Annotated in this window: 17 protein-coding genes and 1 tRNA gene; 13 read left to right on the top strand and 5 right to left on the bottom strand. The window is 49.7% G+C overall.

Annotation, left to right across the window (positions count from 1 at the left end; genetic code table 11):
- The first annotated feature begins 1 nt into the window (after position 1).
- The 9 genes from pcaH to ACI0FR_RS03725 all read left to right on the top strand — a co-directional run bounded on the left by pcaH (position 2) and on the right by ACI0FR_RS03725 (position 8,612).
- Complete coding sequence (gene pcaH, locus ACI0FR_RS03765) at positions 2 to 733, top strand: protocatechuate 3,4-dioxygenase subunit beta (protein ID WP_404906673.1); 732 nt, start codon at positions 2 to 4, stop codon at positions 731 to 733.
- Between the two features lies 1 nt (position 734).
- Entirely contained in the window at positions 735 to 1,352 is a 618-nt protein-coding gene (gene pcaG / locus ACI0FR_RS03760) for a protocatechuate 3,4-dioxygenase subunit alpha (RefSeq protein ID WP_404906518.1), read from the top strand.
- A gap of 3 nt (positions 1,353 to 1,355) precedes the next feature.
- Positions 1,356 to 2,405 (top strand): 3-carboxy-cis,cis-muconate cycloisomerase, encoded by a 1,050-nt coding sequence (locus tag ACI0FR_RS03755; protein ID WP_404906519.1) that lies wholly within the window; start codon positions 1,356 to 1,358, stop codon positions 2,403 to 2,405.
- 168 nt (positions 2,406 to 2,573) lie between these two features.
- Positions 2,574 to 3,746 carry an ABC transporter substrate-binding protein gene (locus tag ACI0FR_RS03750; RefSeq protein WP_404906520.1) on the top strand — a complete coding sequence of 391 codons (1,173 nt, stop codon included), beginning with the start codon at positions 2,574 to 2,576 and terminating at the stop codon, positions 3,744 to 3,746.
- 153 nt (positions 3,747 to 3,899) lie between these two features.
- Positions 3,900 to 4,769 (top strand): branched-chain amino acid ABC transporter permease, encoded by an 870-nt coding sequence (locus ACI0FR_RS03745; RefSeq protein ID WP_374829499.1) that lies wholly within the window; start codon positions 3,900 to 3,902, stop codon positions 4,767 to 4,769.
- Positions 4,766 to 5,752, top strand: a complete 987-nt coding sequence (locus ACI0FR_RS03740) for a branched-chain amino acid ABC transporter permease (protein ID WP_404906521.1) — start codon at positions 4,766 to 4,768, stop codon at positions 5,750 to 5,752. The genes ACI0FR_RS03745 and ACI0FR_RS03740 overlap by 4 nt, the downstream gene beginning before the upstream one ends.
- The gene (locus tag ACI0FR_RS03735) at positions 5,752 to 6,501 is read left to right on the top strand and encodes an ABC transporter ATP-binding protein (RefSeq protein ID WP_404906522.1); all 750 of its coding nucleotides are present in this window, start codon (positions 5,752 to 5,754) and stop codon (positions 6,499 to 6,501) included. Before ACI0FR_RS03740 ends, ACI0FR_RS03735 begins: the two co-directional genes overlap by 1 nt.
- Entirely contained in the window at positions 6,498 to 7,214 is a 717-nt protein-coding gene (locus tag ACI0FR_RS03730) for an ABC transporter ATP-binding protein (RefSeq protein WP_374829493.1), read from the top strand. Before ACI0FR_RS03735 ends, ACI0FR_RS03730 begins: the two co-directional genes overlap by 4 nt.
- A 195-nt stretch (positions 7,215 to 7,409) precedes the next feature.
- Complete coding sequence (locus tag ACI0FR_RS03725) at positions 7,410 to 8,612, top strand: MFS transporter (protein ID WP_374829491.1); 1,203 nt, start codon at positions 7,410 to 7,412, stop codon at positions 8,610 to 8,612.
- Positions 8,613 to 8,684: 72 nt separating this feature from the next.
- Here the strand turns inward: ACI0FR_RS03725 and pcaF are convergent, their stop codons facing one another.
- The 3 genes from pcaF to ACI0FR_RS03710 are packed head-to-tail and all read right to left on the bottom strand — an operon-like array spanning position 8,685 to position 11,533.
- Positions 8,685 to 9,887, bottom strand: a complete 1,203-nt coding sequence (pcaF, locus tag ACI0FR_RS03720; protein WP_404906523.1) for a 3-oxoadipyl-CoA thiolase — start codon at positions 9,885 to 9,887, stop codon at positions 8,685 to 8,687.
- A gap of 7 nt (positions 9,888 to 9,894) precedes the next feature.
- Positions 9,895 to 10,668 (bottom strand): CoA-transferase subunit beta, encoded by a 774-nt coding sequence (locus ACI0FR_RS03715; protein WP_404906525.1) that lies wholly within the window; start codon positions 10,666 to 10,668, stop codon positions 9,895 to 9,897.
- A 13-nt stretch (positions 10,669 to 10,681) separates the two neighbouring features.
- Entirely contained in the window at positions 10,682 to 11,533 is an 852-nt protein-coding gene (locus tag ACI0FR_RS03710) for a CoA transferase subunit A (RefSeq protein ID WP_374829485.1), read from the bottom strand.
- Positions 11,534 to 11,731: 198 nt separating this feature from the next.
- Here ACI0FR_RS03710 and ACI0FR_RS03705 point away from each other — a divergent pair, with 198 nt between their 5' ends.
- Positions 11,732 to 12,487 (top strand): IclR family transcriptional regulator, encoded by a 756-nt coding sequence (locus ACI0FR_RS03705; protein WP_404906526.1) that lies wholly within the window; start codon positions 11,732 to 11,734, stop codon positions 12,485 to 12,487.
- 6 nt (positions 12,488 to 12,493) lie between these two features.
- Here ACI0FR_RS03705 and ACI0FR_RS03700 read toward each other — a convergent pair whose 3' ends face one another.
- Positions 12,494 to 13,402, bottom strand: coding sequence for a helix-turn-helix domain-containing protein (locus ACI0FR_RS03700; RefSeq protein WP_404906527.1), 909 nt, complete (start codon positions 13,400 to 13,402; stop codon positions 12,494 to 12,496).
- A 110-nt stretch (positions 13,403 to 13,512) separates the two neighbouring features.
- Here ACI0FR_RS03700 and pobA point away from each other — a divergent pair, with 110 nt between their 5' ends.
- Together pobA and ACI0FR_RS03690 are read left to right on the top strand one after the other, a co-directional pair.
- Positions 13,513 to 14,682 carry a 4-hydroxybenzoate 3-monooxygenase gene (gene pobA / locus ACI0FR_RS03695; RefSeq protein WP_404906528.1) on the top strand — a complete coding sequence of 390 codons (1,170 nt, stop codon included), beginning with the start codon at positions 13,513 to 13,515 and terminating at the stop codon, positions 14,680 to 14,682.
- Positions 14,683 to 14,820: 138 nt separating this feature from the next.
- The gene (locus ACI0FR_RS03690; RefSeq protein WP_374829477.1) at positions 14,821 to 14,973 is read left to right on the top strand and encodes a hypothetical protein; all 153 of its coding nucleotides are present in this window, start codon (positions 14,821 to 14,823) and stop codon (positions 14,971 to 14,973) included.
- A gap of 155 nt (positions 14,974 to 15,128) precedes the next feature.
- Here ACI0FR_RS03690 and ACI0FR_RS03685 read toward each other — a convergent pair.
- Positions 15,129 to 15,205 (bottom strand) — tRNA-His (locus ACI0FR_RS03685).
- Positions 15,206 to 15,520: 315 nt separating this feature from the next.
- Here ACI0FR_RS03685 and ACI0FR_RS03680 point away from each other — a divergent pair.
- Positions 15,521 to 18,724 carry a PAS domain S-box protein gene (locus tag ACI0FR_RS03680; RefSeq protein ID WP_404906529.1) on the top strand — a complete coding sequence of 1,068 codons (3,204 nt, stop codon included), beginning with the start codon at positions 15,521 to 15,523 and terminating at the stop codon, positions 18,722 to 18,724.
- Positions 18,725 to 18,805 lie beyond the last annotated feature (81 nt).

The following is an 18,805-nucleotide window of genomic DNA, read 5'->3' as shown; positions in this document are numbered from 1 at the left end:
TATGAAACCGGACAACGGGGCTTTTTACGGGCGCGATCATTCAATTCATGCGCCAGCCTATACGCCCCAATATAAAACATCAGTCTTGCGTTCGCCAACCCGCGCACTCCTGTCCTTAGAAGGCACAAAGAGTGAAATTACCGGCCCAGTCTTTGGCCATAATATGCTCAATGAACTGGATAATGACCTGATCCTCAATTATGCCCGCCCAGGTGAAATGGCGATTGGTCCGCGTATTTTAGTGCATGGCCGTGTGCTGGACGAAAACAACCGTCCCGTTGCCGGTGCTTTGGTCGAATTTTGGCAAGCCAATGCGGGCGGACGCTACCGCCACAAAAAAGACAGCTATCTGGCAGCGATTGACCCGAATTTTGGTGGCGTTGGCCGCACCATCACCGATGAAAACGGTTATTACTGGTTCAAAACCATTCAACCCGGTGCCTATCCGTGGCCAAATGGCGTGAATGACTGGCGACCAGCACATATCCATTTTTCGATCTTTGGCTCCGGCTTCTCGCAGCGTCTGATTACGCAGATGTATTTTGAAGGCGATCCGATGATCTGGCGCTGCCCGATCGTTACCACAATACCGGATAAAGCAGCAATTGAAAGACTGATTGCCGCACTCGATATGAATGCGACCATGCCGATGGATATGCGTGCCTATAAGTTTGATATTACCTTGCGTGGTCGCCGGTCGACCATGTTTGAAAACCGCATGGAAGGAAACTAACATGGTTCAGCCACTCGGTTATTTAAAAGAAACAGCCTCGCAAACAGCTGGGCCTTACGTACATATCGGTCTGACACCGAATTTTGTCGGCATTCACGGAATTTTCAAAGATGATCTCGGTTCCGGATCACTTGTGAATGACAAGACCCGCGGCGAACACATTACCATCACAGGCCGTGTTTTTGACGGTATGGGCGCTGTCATGAAAGACGCTTTGATCGAAATCTGGCAAGCCGATGAGCAAGGGCTTTATAATAGTCCGGTTGAAACCAACGGTACCGCTGATGAAAACTTCAAAGGCTGGGGGCGTTGCCCCGCCGATATGGATACAGGCGAATTTACCTTTGAAACCATCAAGCCCGGCAAAGTGGCGTTTAAAGACGGGCGCGTGATGGCACCTCATGTCACTTTATGGATTGTGGCACGCGGTATTAATATGGGGCTGCACACCCGTATGTATTTCTCTGATGAAGAAGAAGCCAATGCACAGGATCCAGTGCTTGCCCGCATTGAACATAGATCACGCGTTGATACATTGATCGGTAAGCGTGACGGTAACAATTATCACTTCGACATTCATATTCAGGGCGAAAAAGAGACCGTCTTTTTCGATATTTAACGCATGAGCATCTGTGTTTTTGAGCATCCGTTTCTCTCCGGCCTTTTCAAAGATGAGGCTGTGGACAAGCTGTTTTCAGCTGCCTTTGATGTGCAGGAGATGATCCGGTTTGAGGTAGCGCTGGCAAAAGCACAAGCTGAATTGGGCTTGATCCCTGAAGCGGCCGCTTTGGCACTTGCTGAAACTGCATCAAGCTTTCGGGCTGATATGGCAAAGCTCAACCAAGCAACAGCGCGTGACGGCGTGGTGATACCGGAGCTGGTCAGGCAATTGCGTGCCCATGTCGGTGAAACATATGCCCATTATGTGCATTTTGGTGCCACCAGTCAGGATGTGATTGATACAAGCCTGATGCTGCGGCTTAAAACCTTCACACAAATTGCACAACAAAAACTGGCACAATTGCTGCAACAATTTGATGCGCTGGATAAAGCCCATGGTAAACGGGGGCTTAGTGCCTATACGCGAATGCAGGCAGCGCTGCCTGTCACTGTCCATGACCGGATGGTAAGCTGGATAGAACCCTTAAAACGCGCTCAATACCGTCTCGATCATTTACGTTTTCCGCTGCAACTGGGCGGAGCGGTTGGCACATTGCAGGGCTTTGGCGATCAAGCGACAGCTTTACGTGGAAATTTAAGCCTTATGCTCGCGCTTGATGATCTACCGCAATGGCAAAGCACTCGTGATATCATCGCCGATATAGCTAATGCCTTTGTTACTTTAAGTGGTAGTCTGGGTAAATTTGGACAAGATATTGCCATGATGGCACAAAGTGTTGAAGAGATTGCTTTGTCGGGTGGCGGGGCATCATCCGCCATGCCGCATAAACAAAATCCGGTGAATGCAGAAATTCTGGTGTCGCTGGCGCGCTTTAATGCGGTGCAAATTTCAGCCATCCAGCAATCGATGGTGCATGAACAGGAACGCTCCGGCGCAGCTTGGAGCCTTGAATGGATGGTACTACCGCAAATCTGCGCAAGCCTTGCAGCAGCATTAAATGTCAGCATCCGTCTCGTTGATCAGATTCAATCGCTTGGAAAGGATCTCTGATCGCGACATACATAACCTAAAGGTTATCGTTTCCCGCGATTAATTCATTTTACATTACCAGTTTCACAGTCAAACTAGGCTGGAGAATTCATTTATGACGTTGCTGTATCCGTTCATTTGTTCCAACATTTTCCGGATTATATACATAGGTTTTCTCGGGAGGAAAACATGAAAAAACTGACACTTACCGCTCTGGCTGTTTTTGCACTCACCGCAAGTGCCGCTTATGCCGACGTTATTAAGGTCGGTATCATCGGCCCGATGTCGGGGCCCTTTGCCTTACAAGGTAAAAATTTTAAGGCTGGTATTGATGCTTATATTGCCGAACACGGTAATAAAATCGGCGATGATACGATTGAAGTGATCTATCGTGACGTACCACAGGCTGATCCGGCACAGTCGAAATCACTGGCACAAGAACTCATCGTTAAAGAAAAAGTTCAGTATCTTGGCGGTTTCTTTTTTACCCCTGATGCGATGGCAGTCACCCCGATTTTGCAACAGGCAAATGTACCGATGGTGGTTATGAATGCGGCCACGTCATCCATCGTTACCAAGAGCCCTTATGTGGTGCGCACATCCTTCACCACATGGCAGACATCTCTGCCGATCGCGCAGGTGGCACTCGATAAAGGTGTGAAAAAAGTCATCACCGTTGTCAGCGATTATGGCCCGGGCATTGATGCTGAAAACGCTTTCAAAGCTGGCTTTACCAAAATCGGCGGCGATGTGGTTGAAACCATCCGCATGCCGCTCAACACCAATGATTTCAGCCCGATCATGCAGCGTGTGAAAGATTCCGGCGCTGAAGGCGTATTTGCTTTTCTGCCTGCCGGACCAACCACACTTGGCTTCATGAAAGCCTATGTTGACAATGGTTTGAAATCCTCTGGTGTCCAGCTTTTTGCACCCGGTGACCTAACGCAGGAATCCGATCTCCCGGCACTTGGTGAAACCGCACTGGGCGTGCTGACCACCTTCCATTATGCGCTGTCGCATGATTCAGCCGAAAACAAGAAATTTGTTGAAGACGCCAAGAAAGCCATCGGTAATCCTGAAGAACTCTCTTTCCCTTCAGTCGGTGCTTATGACGGCATGCACGTCATCTACAAAATGATTGAAGCTACCGGCGGCAAACAGGATGCAGCAAAGGCAGTTGAAGCTGTCAAAGGCATGGAATGGATAAGTCCGCGCGGGCCTGTTTCCATCGATCCTGAAACGCGCCATATGACGCAAAATATATATTTACGCGAAGTGGCAAAAGCCGATGACGGCAGTTTCTATAATAAGGAAATCCAGACCTTCGAAGCTCAGGGAGATCCAGGGCTGGATCCCCAGTAATTTTAACCGTAAATGAGCTGGCATGCGGCCTTTAAAGATTTCAGGCCGCAGGCTTCCTTTGCCCCCGTTTAGAGATGTTGCACAAGCTTGTTTCCAGTTGCCGCGTATGCACAATAGTGAAATAATTTTAGTGAACTCTTCAGGAAAATACTGATGCAAACCGTGCTCAGCATAGCTGTCGATGCCCTCGCATACGGCATGGTGCTTTTTGTCATCTCCATCGGCCTGTCTGTAACAATGGGTCTGATGCGCGTTGTCAATCTTGCCCATGGTGCCTTTGCGATGATCGGTGGTTATTTCGCTTCTTATGCCACCCAAGCACTCGGCCTTCATTACAGCCTTGCGATTTTACTGGCTGTTGTCTGCACTGTCATTATTGCAATTCCATTGGAAAAATTGCTTTATCGGCGTATTTATGGCGCACCGGAACTCACCCAAGTGCTGATGACCATCGGCATCACTTTTTGCATCATCGGGCTTACCAATTATATTTTTGGCCCCACTCTTAAAACCGTACCGATTGCCGAAACCTTGCGCGGCTCGGTTGATCTGGGTTTTCGTTCAATCGCCAAGCACCGGCTTTTTGCGATCCTTTGCGGGCTGATTGTTGCCGGCGGTCTCTGGTATTTGATTGAGCGCACCAGCTTCGGTATCAAATTACGTGCAGCCGTCGACAATGCCAATATGGCCGCAGCTTTGGGCGTGCGTACAGAGATTATCTATGCAGTCAGCTTTGCACTCGCCATCGCATTGGCCGCTTTTGGCGGCGTCGTGGGAGCAGAAATGCTGCCATTGGAACCATATTATGCCCTGCGTTATATGGTGACATTTCTGGTAGTTGTTTCTGTGGGTGGCCCAGGCTCCATTCCGGGTGCATTGATTGCCTGTCTGCTACTTGGCGGCATCGACACCACAGCGCGCTATCTCGCCCCTGAATATGGTGAATTCTTCTTCTATCTGGCGGTTATTATCATCGTCACATTATTCCCGCGCGGGCTGGCAGGGAGATTGAAAAACAAATGAACACATTCTCTGCGACCTCAATACCACGTCGACCACGCCTCGCCAGCTTGATCGGTCTTGGCATCATCATTTTATGCAGCATTGTCGCTTACTTTCTGTTTCCCGACAATCTGGCATTGCTCACCCGCATTGTAGCGATTGCCCTTTTGGTACTGTCACTTGATCTTGTCACCGGCTATTGCGGCATTGCCACGCTTGGCCATGCCGCGCTTTTTGGTGCCGGTGCCTATAGTGCTGGCATTGCCTCTGCCCATTTCGGCATCCATGACCCGATTTTGATGACACTGATAGGTGCGACTGGCGGCGCGATTGCAGGATTTTTTTCCGGCTTCATCATCCTGCGTGCCCATGGGCTTGCACAATTGGTCTTGTCCATTGCAGTGGTACACCTCTTCCATGAAGCGGCTAATAAACTCTCCAGCTGGACAGGTGGCAGTGATGGTTTGAGTGGTATCATGCCGTCACCATTGCTTGGCATATTCGAATTCGATCTCTGGGGGCGCACGGTTTATGTTTATGCCATCGTGCTTTTGGTCATTGTCTTTGCACTGCTGAAATTAATCGTGCGTTCGCCATTTGGCATGTTGTGCCGTGGCATAAAAGAAGATGAAATTCGCATATCTTCCATGGGGGCTTCAGTCCAACAAGCCCAGTTGCAGATGTATGTGATCTCCGGTTTTGTCGCTGGTATCGGCGGCTCGTTAAACGCGATTTCCACGCAAGTGGTCGGTCTCGACAGCCTCTCATTCACCATGTCGGCCGAAAGTCTGGTCATGCTGGTTTTGGGCGGCACCGGTTCGCTTTATGGCGCATTGATCGGCACCATCTCCTTCATGTGGTTTGAAGATGTGGTCTCTGCCGCCAATCCATTCCATTGGCTCACCATGGTTGGCGCATTGCTCATCGCTGTTGTTCTCTTTGCACCCCGCGGCCTTTACGGCACAGCCGTGCAGTTTATTTCCAACAGGAAAGGTCGAAGCTGATGAGCACGATCTTTGAAGTCAGCAATTTACGTAAAAACTTTGGCGGATTGGCTGTCACCAATGATGTATCCATCTCGATTGCCAAAGGTGAGCGCGTAGCACTGATCGGGCCTAATGGTGCCGGTAAAACCACCTTTGTTAATCTTGTCACCGGTAATCTGGTACCCTCCTCCGGTTCTGTCTCGTTGAATGACAAAGACATCACTCATTTAAGTGCGATGCAGCGAGTGAAGCGTGGTTTGGTGCGATCCTTTCAAGTGACACGGCTTTTCTATGAAATGACACCGGAGGAACATGTCGCACTGGCAATCTTGCAGCGCGAAGGCAAAACCTCGCGCATTTTCGGCAATTACCGTCATATGGCTGCTGTCATGGATGAAACGCACGAAATCCTCCATATTCTTGGCCTCTCGGAACTGGCACAATTGAGGGTCAGTGAAATTGCCTATGGTCAGCAGAGATTGCTGGAAATTGCACTGGCATTGGCGCTGCGCCCAAAAGTTCTCCTGCTGGATGAACCTGCTGCCGGTGTGCCGCAAAGTGAAACCGCCCGCATCGAACAGGCACTGGATGAACTGCCGTCCGACCTTGCCGTGATCATGATTGAACATGACATGGAGCTGGTTTTCCGCTTTGCCAAACGGGTGATCGTGCTGGCCGCAGGTGCTGTTATTTTTGACGGCCTGCCGGAAGATGTCGTGCAGGATGTGCAAGTGCGTGCCGCTTATTTAGGGAGTTATGCGCAATGAGTGCTGCATCACTGGAAATCCGTAATTTAAGCAGCGGCTATGGCCCGACCCGCGTCATTGAAAATATCTCTCTCAAAGTCGAACCGGGTGCGCGGTTGGCCATTTTAGGACGCAATGGTGTGGGTAAAACCAGTCTTTTCGCTTCCATTGCCGGACAAACCAAACGCTATAGTGGCGAGATTTTATTAGGTGATAAAAACATCACCACATTGGCACCTGCCGCCCGCGCACTGGCAGGGCTTGGCTATGTACCGCAGACACGTGATATTTTCCCGACACTAACCGTTGAAGAAAACCTGTTTGTGGGTTTAAAAAAGCGCCCGCAAATAGCAATTGAAGAAGCCTATGATATGTTTCCGCGCCTTAAAGAACGGCGCAAGAATTTGGGTTCGCAATTGTCGGGTGGCGAGCAGCAAATGCTCTCCACTGCGCGCTCTATTTTAGGCAACCCGACTTTGTTGTTGCTTGATGAGCCATTGGAAGGTTTGGCACCGGTTATCTGCGAAGAGCTGATGGCCGCCTTTTCCTCACTGGCGCAATCAGGAAAAATGACTTTACTGCTGGTAGAGCAGCGCATTCAAAGTGCTCTCGATTTTGCTGATCGGGTCGTTATTCTGGAACGTGGCCAAATTGCATGGTCAGGCAGTTCTGCGCAATTATCAGCGGATAAAGAAACAGTTGAACATTTATTGGGTGTCGGCGGGCTGCATTAAACCCGTCTCCCTCAATTCTGCTCATGCAAAAAGAGTTAAAATTTATAATAAGGATATAAATCTTCCTGAAATCCTGCTATTTAAAAAATACTCATAAAGGAATATTTTTCCATTCTATGCACGGTATTTAGTAAGCTAATCCTGATCTGAATGTCCAAAGGATATTTCAGTGAGGATGAGAAACAGGGTTCTACAATGTCCGATCAAGCGCTCGCGCGCCGCAATGTTATGGTGCTCACCGCCGCTCAGGCTTTAGGTGCAGCCGCTCCGCCAATTATCATTTCACTGGGCGGCATTGTCGGACAAATGCTTACCCCTGATCCAACCCTTGTGACACTTCCGGTCAGCCTGTTCAATTTAGGCCTTGCTGCCGGTACAATTCCAGCCGCCATTTCTATGCGCTATTATGGCCGCCGTACCGGCTATTTATTTGGTGCAACTATCGGATTGATTTCCGGTCTGATTGCCACTTTTGGTATTGTCAGCCAAAGCTTCCTGATTTTTTGTCTCGGTACATTTGTGGCCGGTTTTTACGGCTCTTATGTTCAGAGTTATCGCTTTGCTGCGGCTGATGCTGCCACCGGCGAATTTAAAGCAAAGGCCATCTCTTATGTGATGATCGGCGGGCTTGCGGCGGCGGTGATCGGGCCGCAACTTGTGATATGGACGCGTGATGCCTTTATTACCGCACCATTTGCCGGAAGCTTCTTAAGCCAGGCCGCTTTGGCAGCGCTTGCGATTCCTGTCATCATGATGCTCAAAGTGCCGCGCGAGAAAAAACCTGCCAAAACGGATGTAAGACAAGGACGCCCATTAAGCGAAATCATCAAAAGCCCGCGCTTCGTTCTTGCGGTTGCCGCCGGCATGGTTTCCTATGCTCTGATGAGCTTTGTCATGACCGCCTCGCCTATTGCGATGGTCGGCTGCGGCTTTACCGTTGGTGAAGCTGCCATGGGCATCCAATGGCACGTGCTTGCGATGTTTGGCCCAAGCTTTTTCACCGGCAGCCTGATTGCCCGCTTCGGCAAAGAAACCGTCACCGCTGTTGGCTTGTTGCTGATTGCCGCTTCCAGTGCTGTCGCACTGGCCGGTCTTGAACTTGGCAATTTCTGGTCATCGCTCGTGCTGCTTGGTGTCGGCTGGAATTTAAGCTTTATTGGTGCCACCGCACTTGTTACCGAATGCCATACGCCAGAAGAACGCGGCCGTGTGCAGGGTGCCAATGACTTCCTGATTTTCGGCACTGTCGCCGTTGCTTCTTTCTCCTCCGGCACATTGCTTTCAGCATCCGGCTGGGAAGCGATTAACTGGATGGTGTTCCCGATTGTCACCGTCATCATCATTCCTTTGATGATTCAGGCTCACAACAAAAAGAAAGTGCGTCAGGCCATCGCCTGACACGCAGACACAAACAAAAAAGCGCAAGGTTTTGATGAAACCTTGCGCTTTTGTACGTTTAATTAGCGCAACTTATTCGCGTTCCAATGCAACCGCGATACCCTGCCCAACCCCCACACACATAGTAGCAAGTGCATATTTTTTGCCAGTCAAATGCAGTTCCAATGCAGCCGTACCGGTGATACGCGCACCCGACATACCAAGCGGATGACCAAGTGCAATCGCGCCACCATTCGGATTGACTTCAGCCGCATCATCCGCCAAGCCCAGCTCGCGCAAGACGGCCAAACCTTGTGACGCGAATGCTTCATTGAGCTCCACCACGTCAAACTGGTGCGGTTTGAGGCCAAGACGTGCACAAAGTTTTTGGCTGGCAGGCACAGGCCCCACGCCCATAATGCGAGGGCTAACACCGGCAGAAGCACCACCCATAATGCGGGCAATAGGTGTCAGCCCATATTTATTGACCGCTTCTTCAGAAGCGATAATCAGCGCGGCGGCGCCATCATTGACGCCGGATGCATTGCCGGCGGTTACACTGCCCCCCTCGCGGAAAGGTGTGCCAAGTTTGGCCAGTGCTTCCATGGTCGTTTGGCGCGGATGCTCATCCACCTCCACCACAACCGGATCACCTTTACGCTGCGGAATAGAAACTGGCGTGATTTCTTGTGCCAAGCGGCCATTATCTTGTGCTGCCTTGGCCTTTTGCTGGCTGCGCAGTGCAAAAGCATCCTGATCGGTACGCGAAATACTGTAATCAGCCGCAACATTCTCACCGGTTTCCGGCATAGAATCGACGCCATATTGCTTTTTCATCAATGGGTTGATGAAGCGCCAGCCAATGGTGGTGTCATAAATCTCGGCTTTACGCGAAAAAGCACTCTCGGCCTTCGGCATCACAAAAGGCGCTCGGCTCATGCTTTCCACGCCACCTGCAATCATCAATTCCGCTTCTCCGGCACGGATAGCACGGGCTGCATAAATCACCGCATCCATGCCGGATCCGCAAAGACGATTGATGGTGGTTCCGGAAATATTAACCGGTAAACCGGCTAGCAACAAAGACATGCGCGCCACATTACGATTATCTTCACCCGCCTGATTGGCAGAACCGTAAATCACATCATCAATAGCTTCCCAATCCACATTGGGATTGCGTGCCATCAGCGCACGCAGTGGAACAGCCCCTAAATCATCCGCGCGTACAGAAGACAAAGCACCACCATAACGGCCAATTGGTGTGCGGATATAATCGCAAATATAAGCTTCACTCATGATAGCTTTACGCCTCCCCTTGGTGCGCACGTTTGGTACGGGCATGGATATCACGCAACACGCTCAATTCATTTTCCGTTGGCACCGGTGTTTCCACCACATGATCGGCAAAACGAATATCCCAACCGCAATTCTCAACGATCTCTTCACGGCTGACACCATGATGGATGGATGTCACCGTCAGCTCTTTTGTTGTCTCATCCGGTTCCAGAATACACAAGTCCGTAATCACACGGGTCGGACCTTTTGTTTTTAGCCCCAAACGCTCGCGGTAATTGCCGCCTTCGCCATGCCCCATCGAGGTAATAAAGGGAAGTTTTTCAACAAAACCGCGTTTGCTGAGCGCCATAGTGATAAAAATCTGGCCGCAATTTGAGGCAATTTCCGGCGCGCCACCACCACCCGGCAAACGCACTTTTGGCTGATCGTAATCGCCAACCACAGTCGTGTTCAAATTGGCAAAACGGTCGATCTGCGCGCCACCCAAAAAGCCGGTCGTGACATGGCCACCCTGCAACCAGTAGCGGAACATTTCCGGCACCGAGACCGTAAACAAAGCTGTATCGCATAATTCGCCGTCACCGATAGAAAGCGGCAACACATCCGGCTTGGTGCCAACAGTACCGCTTTCATAAATCAAAGTAATGTCGGGCGCATGGGTCAACCGCGCCACATTGCAGGCGGCAGACGGCGCACCGATACCGACAAAACACACGTCTTCATTGGTCAACGACCGTGCAGCAGCAATGGTCATCATCTCATTTGCAGCAAAATCAGACATTACGCTCTCCCGCTTAATTCTTGGCCGCTTTGGCATATTGGGCAAAATCTTCCGGTGTTTTTTCCAGAATATTTTTCTTCACCCATTGCTGGAAACTATCGCGATCACGCGCGATTTCATCCCATGCCAGATAAAAAGCATTGTTGCGCTTGTAATAACCTTGCGCATAAGACGGGAAAGCACCGCCCGGAACAGCAACGACAGCTGTGACCGCCCATGACGGCAAAACCAGCGAGTTGGGAGAAGCCGGTTGCAACTCGTCAACGATTTCTTCAACTGTTATAACCGAGCGTTTCGCTGCCAAAACCGCTTCCTTTTGCACACCGACAATGCCTTCAATCAACACATTGCCCTTGCGGTCAGCACGCTGCGCATGGATAAGTGTTACATCAGGGCGAATAGAGGGAACGGCTGCCAGTATTTCACCGGTAAACGGGCAAGTGACAGATTTAATCGCTGGATTAACTTTGGGCAGATCAGCGCCGATAAACCCCCGCAACATCGCAAATGGTAAATTCGCTGCCCCTGCTTCATAAGCATTGGCCATTGCTGCATGGGAGTGTTCTTCCACTTCCAACTTATTGGGCCAGTGTTTTTCCACCGCATCACGGAAACGATGCAACGAGCCAACGCCCGGATTGCCGCCCCAAGAAAATTTCATCTTTTTGACAGCGCCAACACCAATCAGCTGATCATAAAGAATGTCCGGAGTCATACGAATAATGGTCAGGTCTTTGCGCCCCTGACGGATCACTTCATGACCTGCTGCATAAGGAATAAGGTGGGTAAACCCTTCCATTGCAACCGTATCACCGTCTTTGACATTCTCTGCAATCGCTTGGGCGAGCGTCATTATACGCGCCATAACTGATTAACTCCCGATTTCAAATCCGCCCGCAATACCTTCCCTTATCGAAGGTCAGCACTGCCTCTTGAGCCCAAGGTTAGGCATTATCGCTCTTGTGGGTCAAATAATTTGTGCGATAATTGACACTTGTTCAATAATCGCACAAATTAAACGCAACCAAATCAAATAAACAGACCACGGATTACGGAGAGAAAAATGCAAAAAACAGATTTTATCGGTGGTCTTGCCAAGGGTTTACAGGTGATTGAGGCTTTTGCAGCCGATAAACCAAGGATGTCGATCACTGATATTGCCAATGCAACCGGCCTTGATCGCGCCACCGCCAGACGCTGCCTGCTAACGCTTGCCCATCTGGGTTATGCTGAATATGACGGCAAATTCTTCATGCTACAGCCAAAGATCCTCCGTCTCGGCCATGCCTATTTATCGGCAACGCCATTACCAACGATTCTCCAGCCCATACTCGATCAACTCTCCGAAGAAATTGGTGAAAGCGCCTCTGCATCCGTGCTGGACGGCAATGAAATTGTTTATATCGCACGCGCCGCACAAATGCGGGTGATTTCGATCAATCTAACATCCGGCAGCCGCCTGCCGGCCTATTGCGCCTCGATGGGACGAGTATTGCTCAGTGCCCTGCCGGAAGAAGAAGCACTCAATATTCTTGAAAGCAGCGACAGAACAGCCAAAACCGAATTTACCCGCACATCCATTGCCGACTTAACGGCGGAGCTTCATCACGTGCGAAGCCTTGGTTATGCGATTAACGATCAGGAGCTGGAACTTGGGTTGCGTTCCATTGCCGTGCCGGTTTTCAATCATCGCAATCAAGTGGTTGCCGCCATCAATATCGGCGCGCCCGTCGCTCAAGTTTCTGTGGAGGAATTACGCAGCCGCTTTTTACCCGCCATGCTGAAAGCGCAAAAAGACTTGCGCACTTTGCTTGGCTAAAAGAGATCAAACTTCCGCTGCCTGCTCACTCAAGCGCTTATGTTTGCTTAAACGATATTGCTTTGGTGTTTGGCCGGTTTCGCGTTGAAAAAATCTGGAAAAATATGCGGGATCGCTAAACCCAAGATTATAACTGATTGTCTGCACCGAATGCGGCATCGCCACCAGTTCGCGCTTTGCCGCCTCAATCAACTGTGCGCTCAGCAGTTCCTGCACAGTCTGCCCCGTTATTTCACGTGATACGCGGTTGAGATGGATAGGCGACAGGTGCAGAGCCTGCGCATAGAAGCCAACCGGCAGATGCTCACGAAAATGACGGCGGATCAGCTCCAAAAGCTGCTCCATGCGCCTGCCATTTTGTGATATGACAAAGCCTGTCCGTTCGGAATGAACCTTCACGGCATGACGACCAACCATGAGCAAAGCACTGGTGAGATGTATTTCCAACATGTGATTGCGCAGATGATTGCGGGCGGAAAACTCTTCATAAATCAGCCGGATAGTTGCAGCCAGGTAATCCTGTATATGGCTTGACGCATTATGCATCGGCACCAATTGCGGCTTGTTCAGCCAATCCGCTGATGATCGACCATCTTGTAAAACCGGCATTTCCGACTGTAAAATCGTGGTGATATGCCCAACAATATCACGTGAAAAAGCAAAGCCGTGGCTAAAATCCGGCGGCATCAAAATGGCGCATGGGCCGGTGAATTCCAGTGCTTCATTCTCCAGAAACACACTGCCATGTCCGCTTTCAATGTAAAGAAACTGATAGAAATTATCATGCCGGTGCAATTTAATTTCAAACTGATGCAGGCTGCTTCGGGAGAAAATAGTCTCACAATGCAGCCAAAAATCCGGCTTTTCGTCCGATTTTTCACCATAAAGCTCATATGTGGGCACAATTTCAAGCATACGTTAGCCTAGCATAATGATAAAAAAGTACAACTTTATGCGTGGAAAATGCATTGTAAGAAAACCAGCTTCAATCAAAATAAGTACTTCAGTTTGCGTGGGAGGATTAAATGCGCACACAAGTGGTTATTATCGGGTCGGGACCATCAGGGCTCTTGCTGGGGCAGTTACTCACCAACGCCGGCATTGATAATATTATTCTCGACCGTGTCAGCCCGGATTATATACTCGGGCGTGTGCGTGCAGGTGTTTTAGAAGAAGGCATGGTTGACCTTATGGATCAGGCCGGAGCATCGCAAAGATTACATAATGAAGGCCTGCCGCATGAAGGTATCTCGCTGGCCTTTGACGGGCAAGACCACCGCATTGATCTGACCAAGCTGACTGGCAAACGCGTCGTGGTTTATGGTCAGACAGAAGTGACCCAAGACTTGATGGACGAGCGCACAAAAAGTGGCGCCCAAGGCTTTTGTGAAGCACAAAACGTAACGCCACATGATTTCGACAGCGATCAGCCTTACGTCACTTTTGAAAAAGGCGGTGTCACCAATCGTATTGATTGCGATTATATTGCGGGTTGCGATGGCTATCACGGTGTTTGCCGCAAATCGGTGCCGGAACAATCCATCCGGAATTTTGAAAAAATTTATCCGTTCGGCTGGCTCGGCATTTTGATCGATCAGCCACCTGTCGATCATGAGTTGATCTATGCCAATCATCCGCGTGGCTTTGCGCTTTGCTCCATGCGCTCGGAAACCCGCAGCCGCTATTACATACAATGTGCTCTGGACGAAAAAATCGAAGAATGGAGCGATGAACGTTTCTTTGACGAGTTGCGTCGCCGCTTGCCTGAAATTCACGCCGATAATTTAAAAACCGGCGCTTCCTTTGAAAAATCCATTGCGCCTTTGCGGTCGTTCGTGGCTGAACCGATGCGCTTTGGCCGCATGTTTCTGGTGGGCGATGCGGCGCATATTGTCCCGCCAACTGGTGCTAAAGGGCTCAATCTTGCCGCCAGCGATGTGCATTATCTGTTTGAGGGCTTGCGTGAATTTTATGCAGAAAAATCCAAGGCAGGTGTGGATGCCTATTCAGCCCGTGCCTTGGCAAGGGTGTGGAAAGCCGAGCGCTTTTCATGGTCAATGACCACAATGCTGCATCGCTTTCCGGATATGGGAGCGTTTGATCAGAAAATACAGGAAGCCGATCTTGAATATCTGGTTCATTCAACTGCCGCCTCTACCGCACTGGCAGAGAATTATGTCGGACTTCCATATTAATTTACAAATATACCTTTAATTAAACACAATAACCGCACTTTATTGCACAATTATCACGCAAGAAAAGTGCGGTTAAATTCAAACTATTGAATTTTAAAATAAAAATACTATATATTAAACGTTATATGGAGTGTTTTTATGTCAAACAATACAACTGAAAGACCAGAAAACAAGCATGATCGTGCCGACAGAATAGCGCGTGAACTTATTGATGCAGAACGCAACAAAGTACAAAGCAAAACTGAACGGCTGCGTGCTTTGCGTTTAGAAATGGAAAAATGGGACAATTGATCTTTTAAACCCATGCGGGCTTGTTGAAAGCCAACACAATGCCGCGGCGCTACAAAAGCGAAGCGGCATATTTTTTTACAGGCACCACACAATACGAGCACCGCACAATGCTGTCAGATAAAAGCTTCATTCTTAAAGGATGAATTATTTCGAAATGGTACGGTCGAGTGGATTTGAACCACTGACCTCAGGAGCCACAATCCTGCGCTCTAACCAACTGAGCTACGACCGCGTACCTTTTCTTCATCATCAGGAGCATGTGCTGCACTGTTGATAGGGGTCACATACGGAGAATCGCTCCATATTGCAAGCCATTATCGTGCTCTTTCCTGTGAAATATTGTAAGAATTTCAAAGAAGCACCTAAAATTCACAGCAAAAATCATGATCGCTGGCAAAATCGCTCACAAATTCCTTTGCCAAACACGCGCGTTAACTAAGCTTCGAGAAACACCGCCTCAAAAGAGCTGTAATTATAGACCAGCAAGGGGATAAGCTTTATTAAGAGAATATTAAGGTTTTGATCTGAGTAACGGCGAGAGTTGAGCATGCAGGGACAATATCCCTTTATCGACATTGTAGCACTGGATAAAATCCGTGCCGGTTTTGCCAAAGCAAATGCTCAGGCAGTTTTTAGTGCTGACCTCGATGCTCTGATCTGGATCAATGCTGCGGGTGCCGCGCTTTTTGGTGTTGCACATATTTATAGCCCTGATGAGGCCAAAGATATTCTCAATGCGACAAGCCAAAGACAAATAAGCAGTCAGCTCAATTCATTGTCGCCGGATGAAAAACGTAACATTTCACTGCGGCTTGGCAGTCATTTGCAGCAGTTTCAAATTTCTCAGCTCATCTTGCCGGATGGTAAAAAGGCAGTTTTGCTTGAGGCAAATGATTTGGCGATGCGCGCCTCATCACCAAACGATCATCCGGCTTTACGCGGACTTGACAGCGCACATAGTCATGCAGCTCTACTCGATGCTGAAGGCCAGATCATCGCCAGCACCAAAAATTTTGTCAAAGCAGGTATTGCTCAAAGCACATTAGCGGATATGACCGTTGAGGTGGCAGATGCAGCCGATCATATGCTCAAACGTCGTATCCGTGCCCGCAACCATTCCATTCCCGGTGCCATTATTCGCCTTGAACATGAACCGGCGTTGCACCTACTTTATATTGTAGCAGACGAGGCCGATTTCACCGCCGAGCCAATGTCGGCGGCGGCTGCTCCGTTGGTAGCACATGTGCAAACGCCACAGCAGCTACCCTTTACCTTCAACCCTGAAGCGCCGATTACGCGCTTTGTATGGAAGGTGGACGCAGATCACGTCTTCACCGAATTGTCCGACAATTTTGCCGAAACGCTGGGGCCAAAAGCATCCGACATTATCGGCCGGTGTTTTCAAGATGTCGCCAATGTTTTCGGTCTTGATCCGCACAATGAAATTGCACAATTGCTGGAAAACCGCACAACTTGGTCGGGGCGACGTGTCATGTGGCCGGCAGAAGGCACTCCCTTGCATGTGCCGGTAGAGCTTGCCGCCCTGCCGGTTTTCACGCGTGACCGCAAGTTTGCGGGTTTTAATGGCTTTGGGGTCGTGCATATAGCCGATGCAGTGCCAGATCCTGAGAAAATAGGCCTCTGTCTTTCGGGTGATTTGCCGCCGCGCGAAGTTAAAAAAACAATCGAATTGATCGAGCATGAGGCTCCCTCACCCGCGGTTGTCGCGGCACAGGTACAAGCTATTTTGCCAAAGCGCAGTGAAGAACTGATTGCTGAACTTGCCAGACAAAAAGCTCAGCAAACTGCCAAGCAAAACGAAGAGCCAAAAAACACAGAAATCCCTGTACGCTCAGAGAGCGGTTTAAGCGACACTGAGCGCAATGCTTTTCGTGAAATTGCCGACCGCCTGCGTCGTCAGGGTTTGGCCAGCCAGCGCGATGATTCGCCTTTTGCCAACACACCGGCACCCGCTGATGCAGTATTGCATGAAGAGGCTGTGCCACAGCAGCCTTCATTGCCTTTGCGCAATGATACAGCTTCCAGAATTGAACGTCCGCTGTTGAACTTGCCGGAGTTCAACAAGAAACCACAGGCAACGGAAACAGTTGATGAGATTGAAACCAAGCCTGTAACAGCTGCGGCCACAGAGCATAAGTCTCTATTTGAAGTACCGAATGAACCAGTTGCAGAAAAGCCTGCGCCTATCACCAGCCAAGACGCTGATGAAGCAAACTTGCTGGCGCATGTACCGTTTCCGCTGATCCTGCACACCCATGGCAATGTGGTCTATGCCAATCCGGCTTTTCTTGAACTAACCGATTATTCATCAATGGATGCCATTAATTCTATCGGCGGTATCGACGCATTGTTCAACACCGAACGCGACGATGACAGCCAGGACGCTTCTATGGTGCTGCGCCATCAAGATGGCAGCGAACATCCTGTCGATGTCCATCTTCAGTCTGTGCCGTGGAACGGACAAAAAGCTTTAATGCTGAGCATTATGCCAAAGCCGGTTATGGTCACGACTGTGCAAGCGGAAGAAAAAACCGATGGAGCAGGCAATGATGCAGAGCGTAAAGACGGTGAAAATGCCCGCCGTCAGCTACAAACACAGGTTGAGGAATTAACCTCCATTTTGGACACCGCCACCGACGGCGTTGTTTTAATAGATAATGATGGCCTTATCCGTTCACTCAACCATTCAGCAGCCGCTTTATTCGGTTATGAAGAATCCGAAATTCGCGGTAAAAGTTTTTCAATGCTTTTTGCCATCGAAAGCCAGCGTTCAGCGATGGATTACCTCAACAGCCTTTCCGACAATGGCGTAATGAGTGTGTTGAATGACGGGCGCGAAGTGATTGGCCGCGAAGCACAAGGTGGTTTCATTCCGATGTTCATGACATTGGGAAAACTGCCGCGCTCCAATAGTTTTTGTGCCGTTTTGCGTGATATTACCCAATGGAAACGCGCTGAAGAAGAATTGACATCCGCACGTCGTGAAGCTGAACAGGCATCAAGCCAAAAAACCGAGTTTCTGGCACGTATCAGTCATGAAATCCGCACACCACTCAATGCCATTATCGGCTTTTCCGAACTGATGGCTGATGAAAAATTCGGCCCCATAGGCAATCAGCGTTACCGCGATTATCTGCGCGATATCAACCGCTCAGGCAATCATGTGCTGACACTCGTCAACGATCTGCTTGATATTTCCAAGATTGAAGCCGGTGCGCAGGAAATGGATTTTGAGGCCGTTTCCCTCAATGATGCGATTTCGGAAGCCGTTGCCCTGATGCAGCCGCAGGCCAATCGCGAACGCGTCATTATTCGCTCAAGCTTTGCCTCCAACCTGCCGGAAATTGTTGCCGACACCCGTTCGATCAAACAAATTGCACTTAATCTGCTTTCCAATGCCGTGCGTTTTACACAAGCAGGCGGACAAGTGATTGTCTCAACCAGTTATGAGATGAATGGTGACGTTATCATGCGGGTGCGTGATACAGGCGTCGGCATGGATAAAAGCGAAATTGAACAAGCGCTCAAACCATTCCGTCAGGTTCATCGCCGTATGCGCCGGACAAGCGAGACGGCAAAAGACTGGCGCGATGAGGGCACCGGTTTGGGCTTGCCGCTGACAAAAGCCATGGTTGAAGCCAACCGCGCCCAATTGACCATCAACTCCAATCCGGGCCAGGGAACCGTGGTGGAGATTACCTTCCCGCCGACCCGTGTGCTGGCTGATTGATTTTAAATATCCGCAACAAAAGATGTTGCTTGATTTACCTCCGCACCGCCTTTGAGAGAAATTCACTCTCAAAGGCGTTTT

The organism is Paenochrobactrum sp. BZR 201-1 (genome assembly GCF_044987585.2).
GTDB classification, from domain to species: Bacteria; Pseudomonadota; Alphaproteobacteria; order Rhizobiales; family Rhizobiaceae; genus Paenochrobactrum; species Paenochrobactrum pullorum.
The sequence above is the reverse complement of the archived record's forward strand: the minus strand, read 5'-3'. Positions and strand labels throughout refer to the sequence as shown.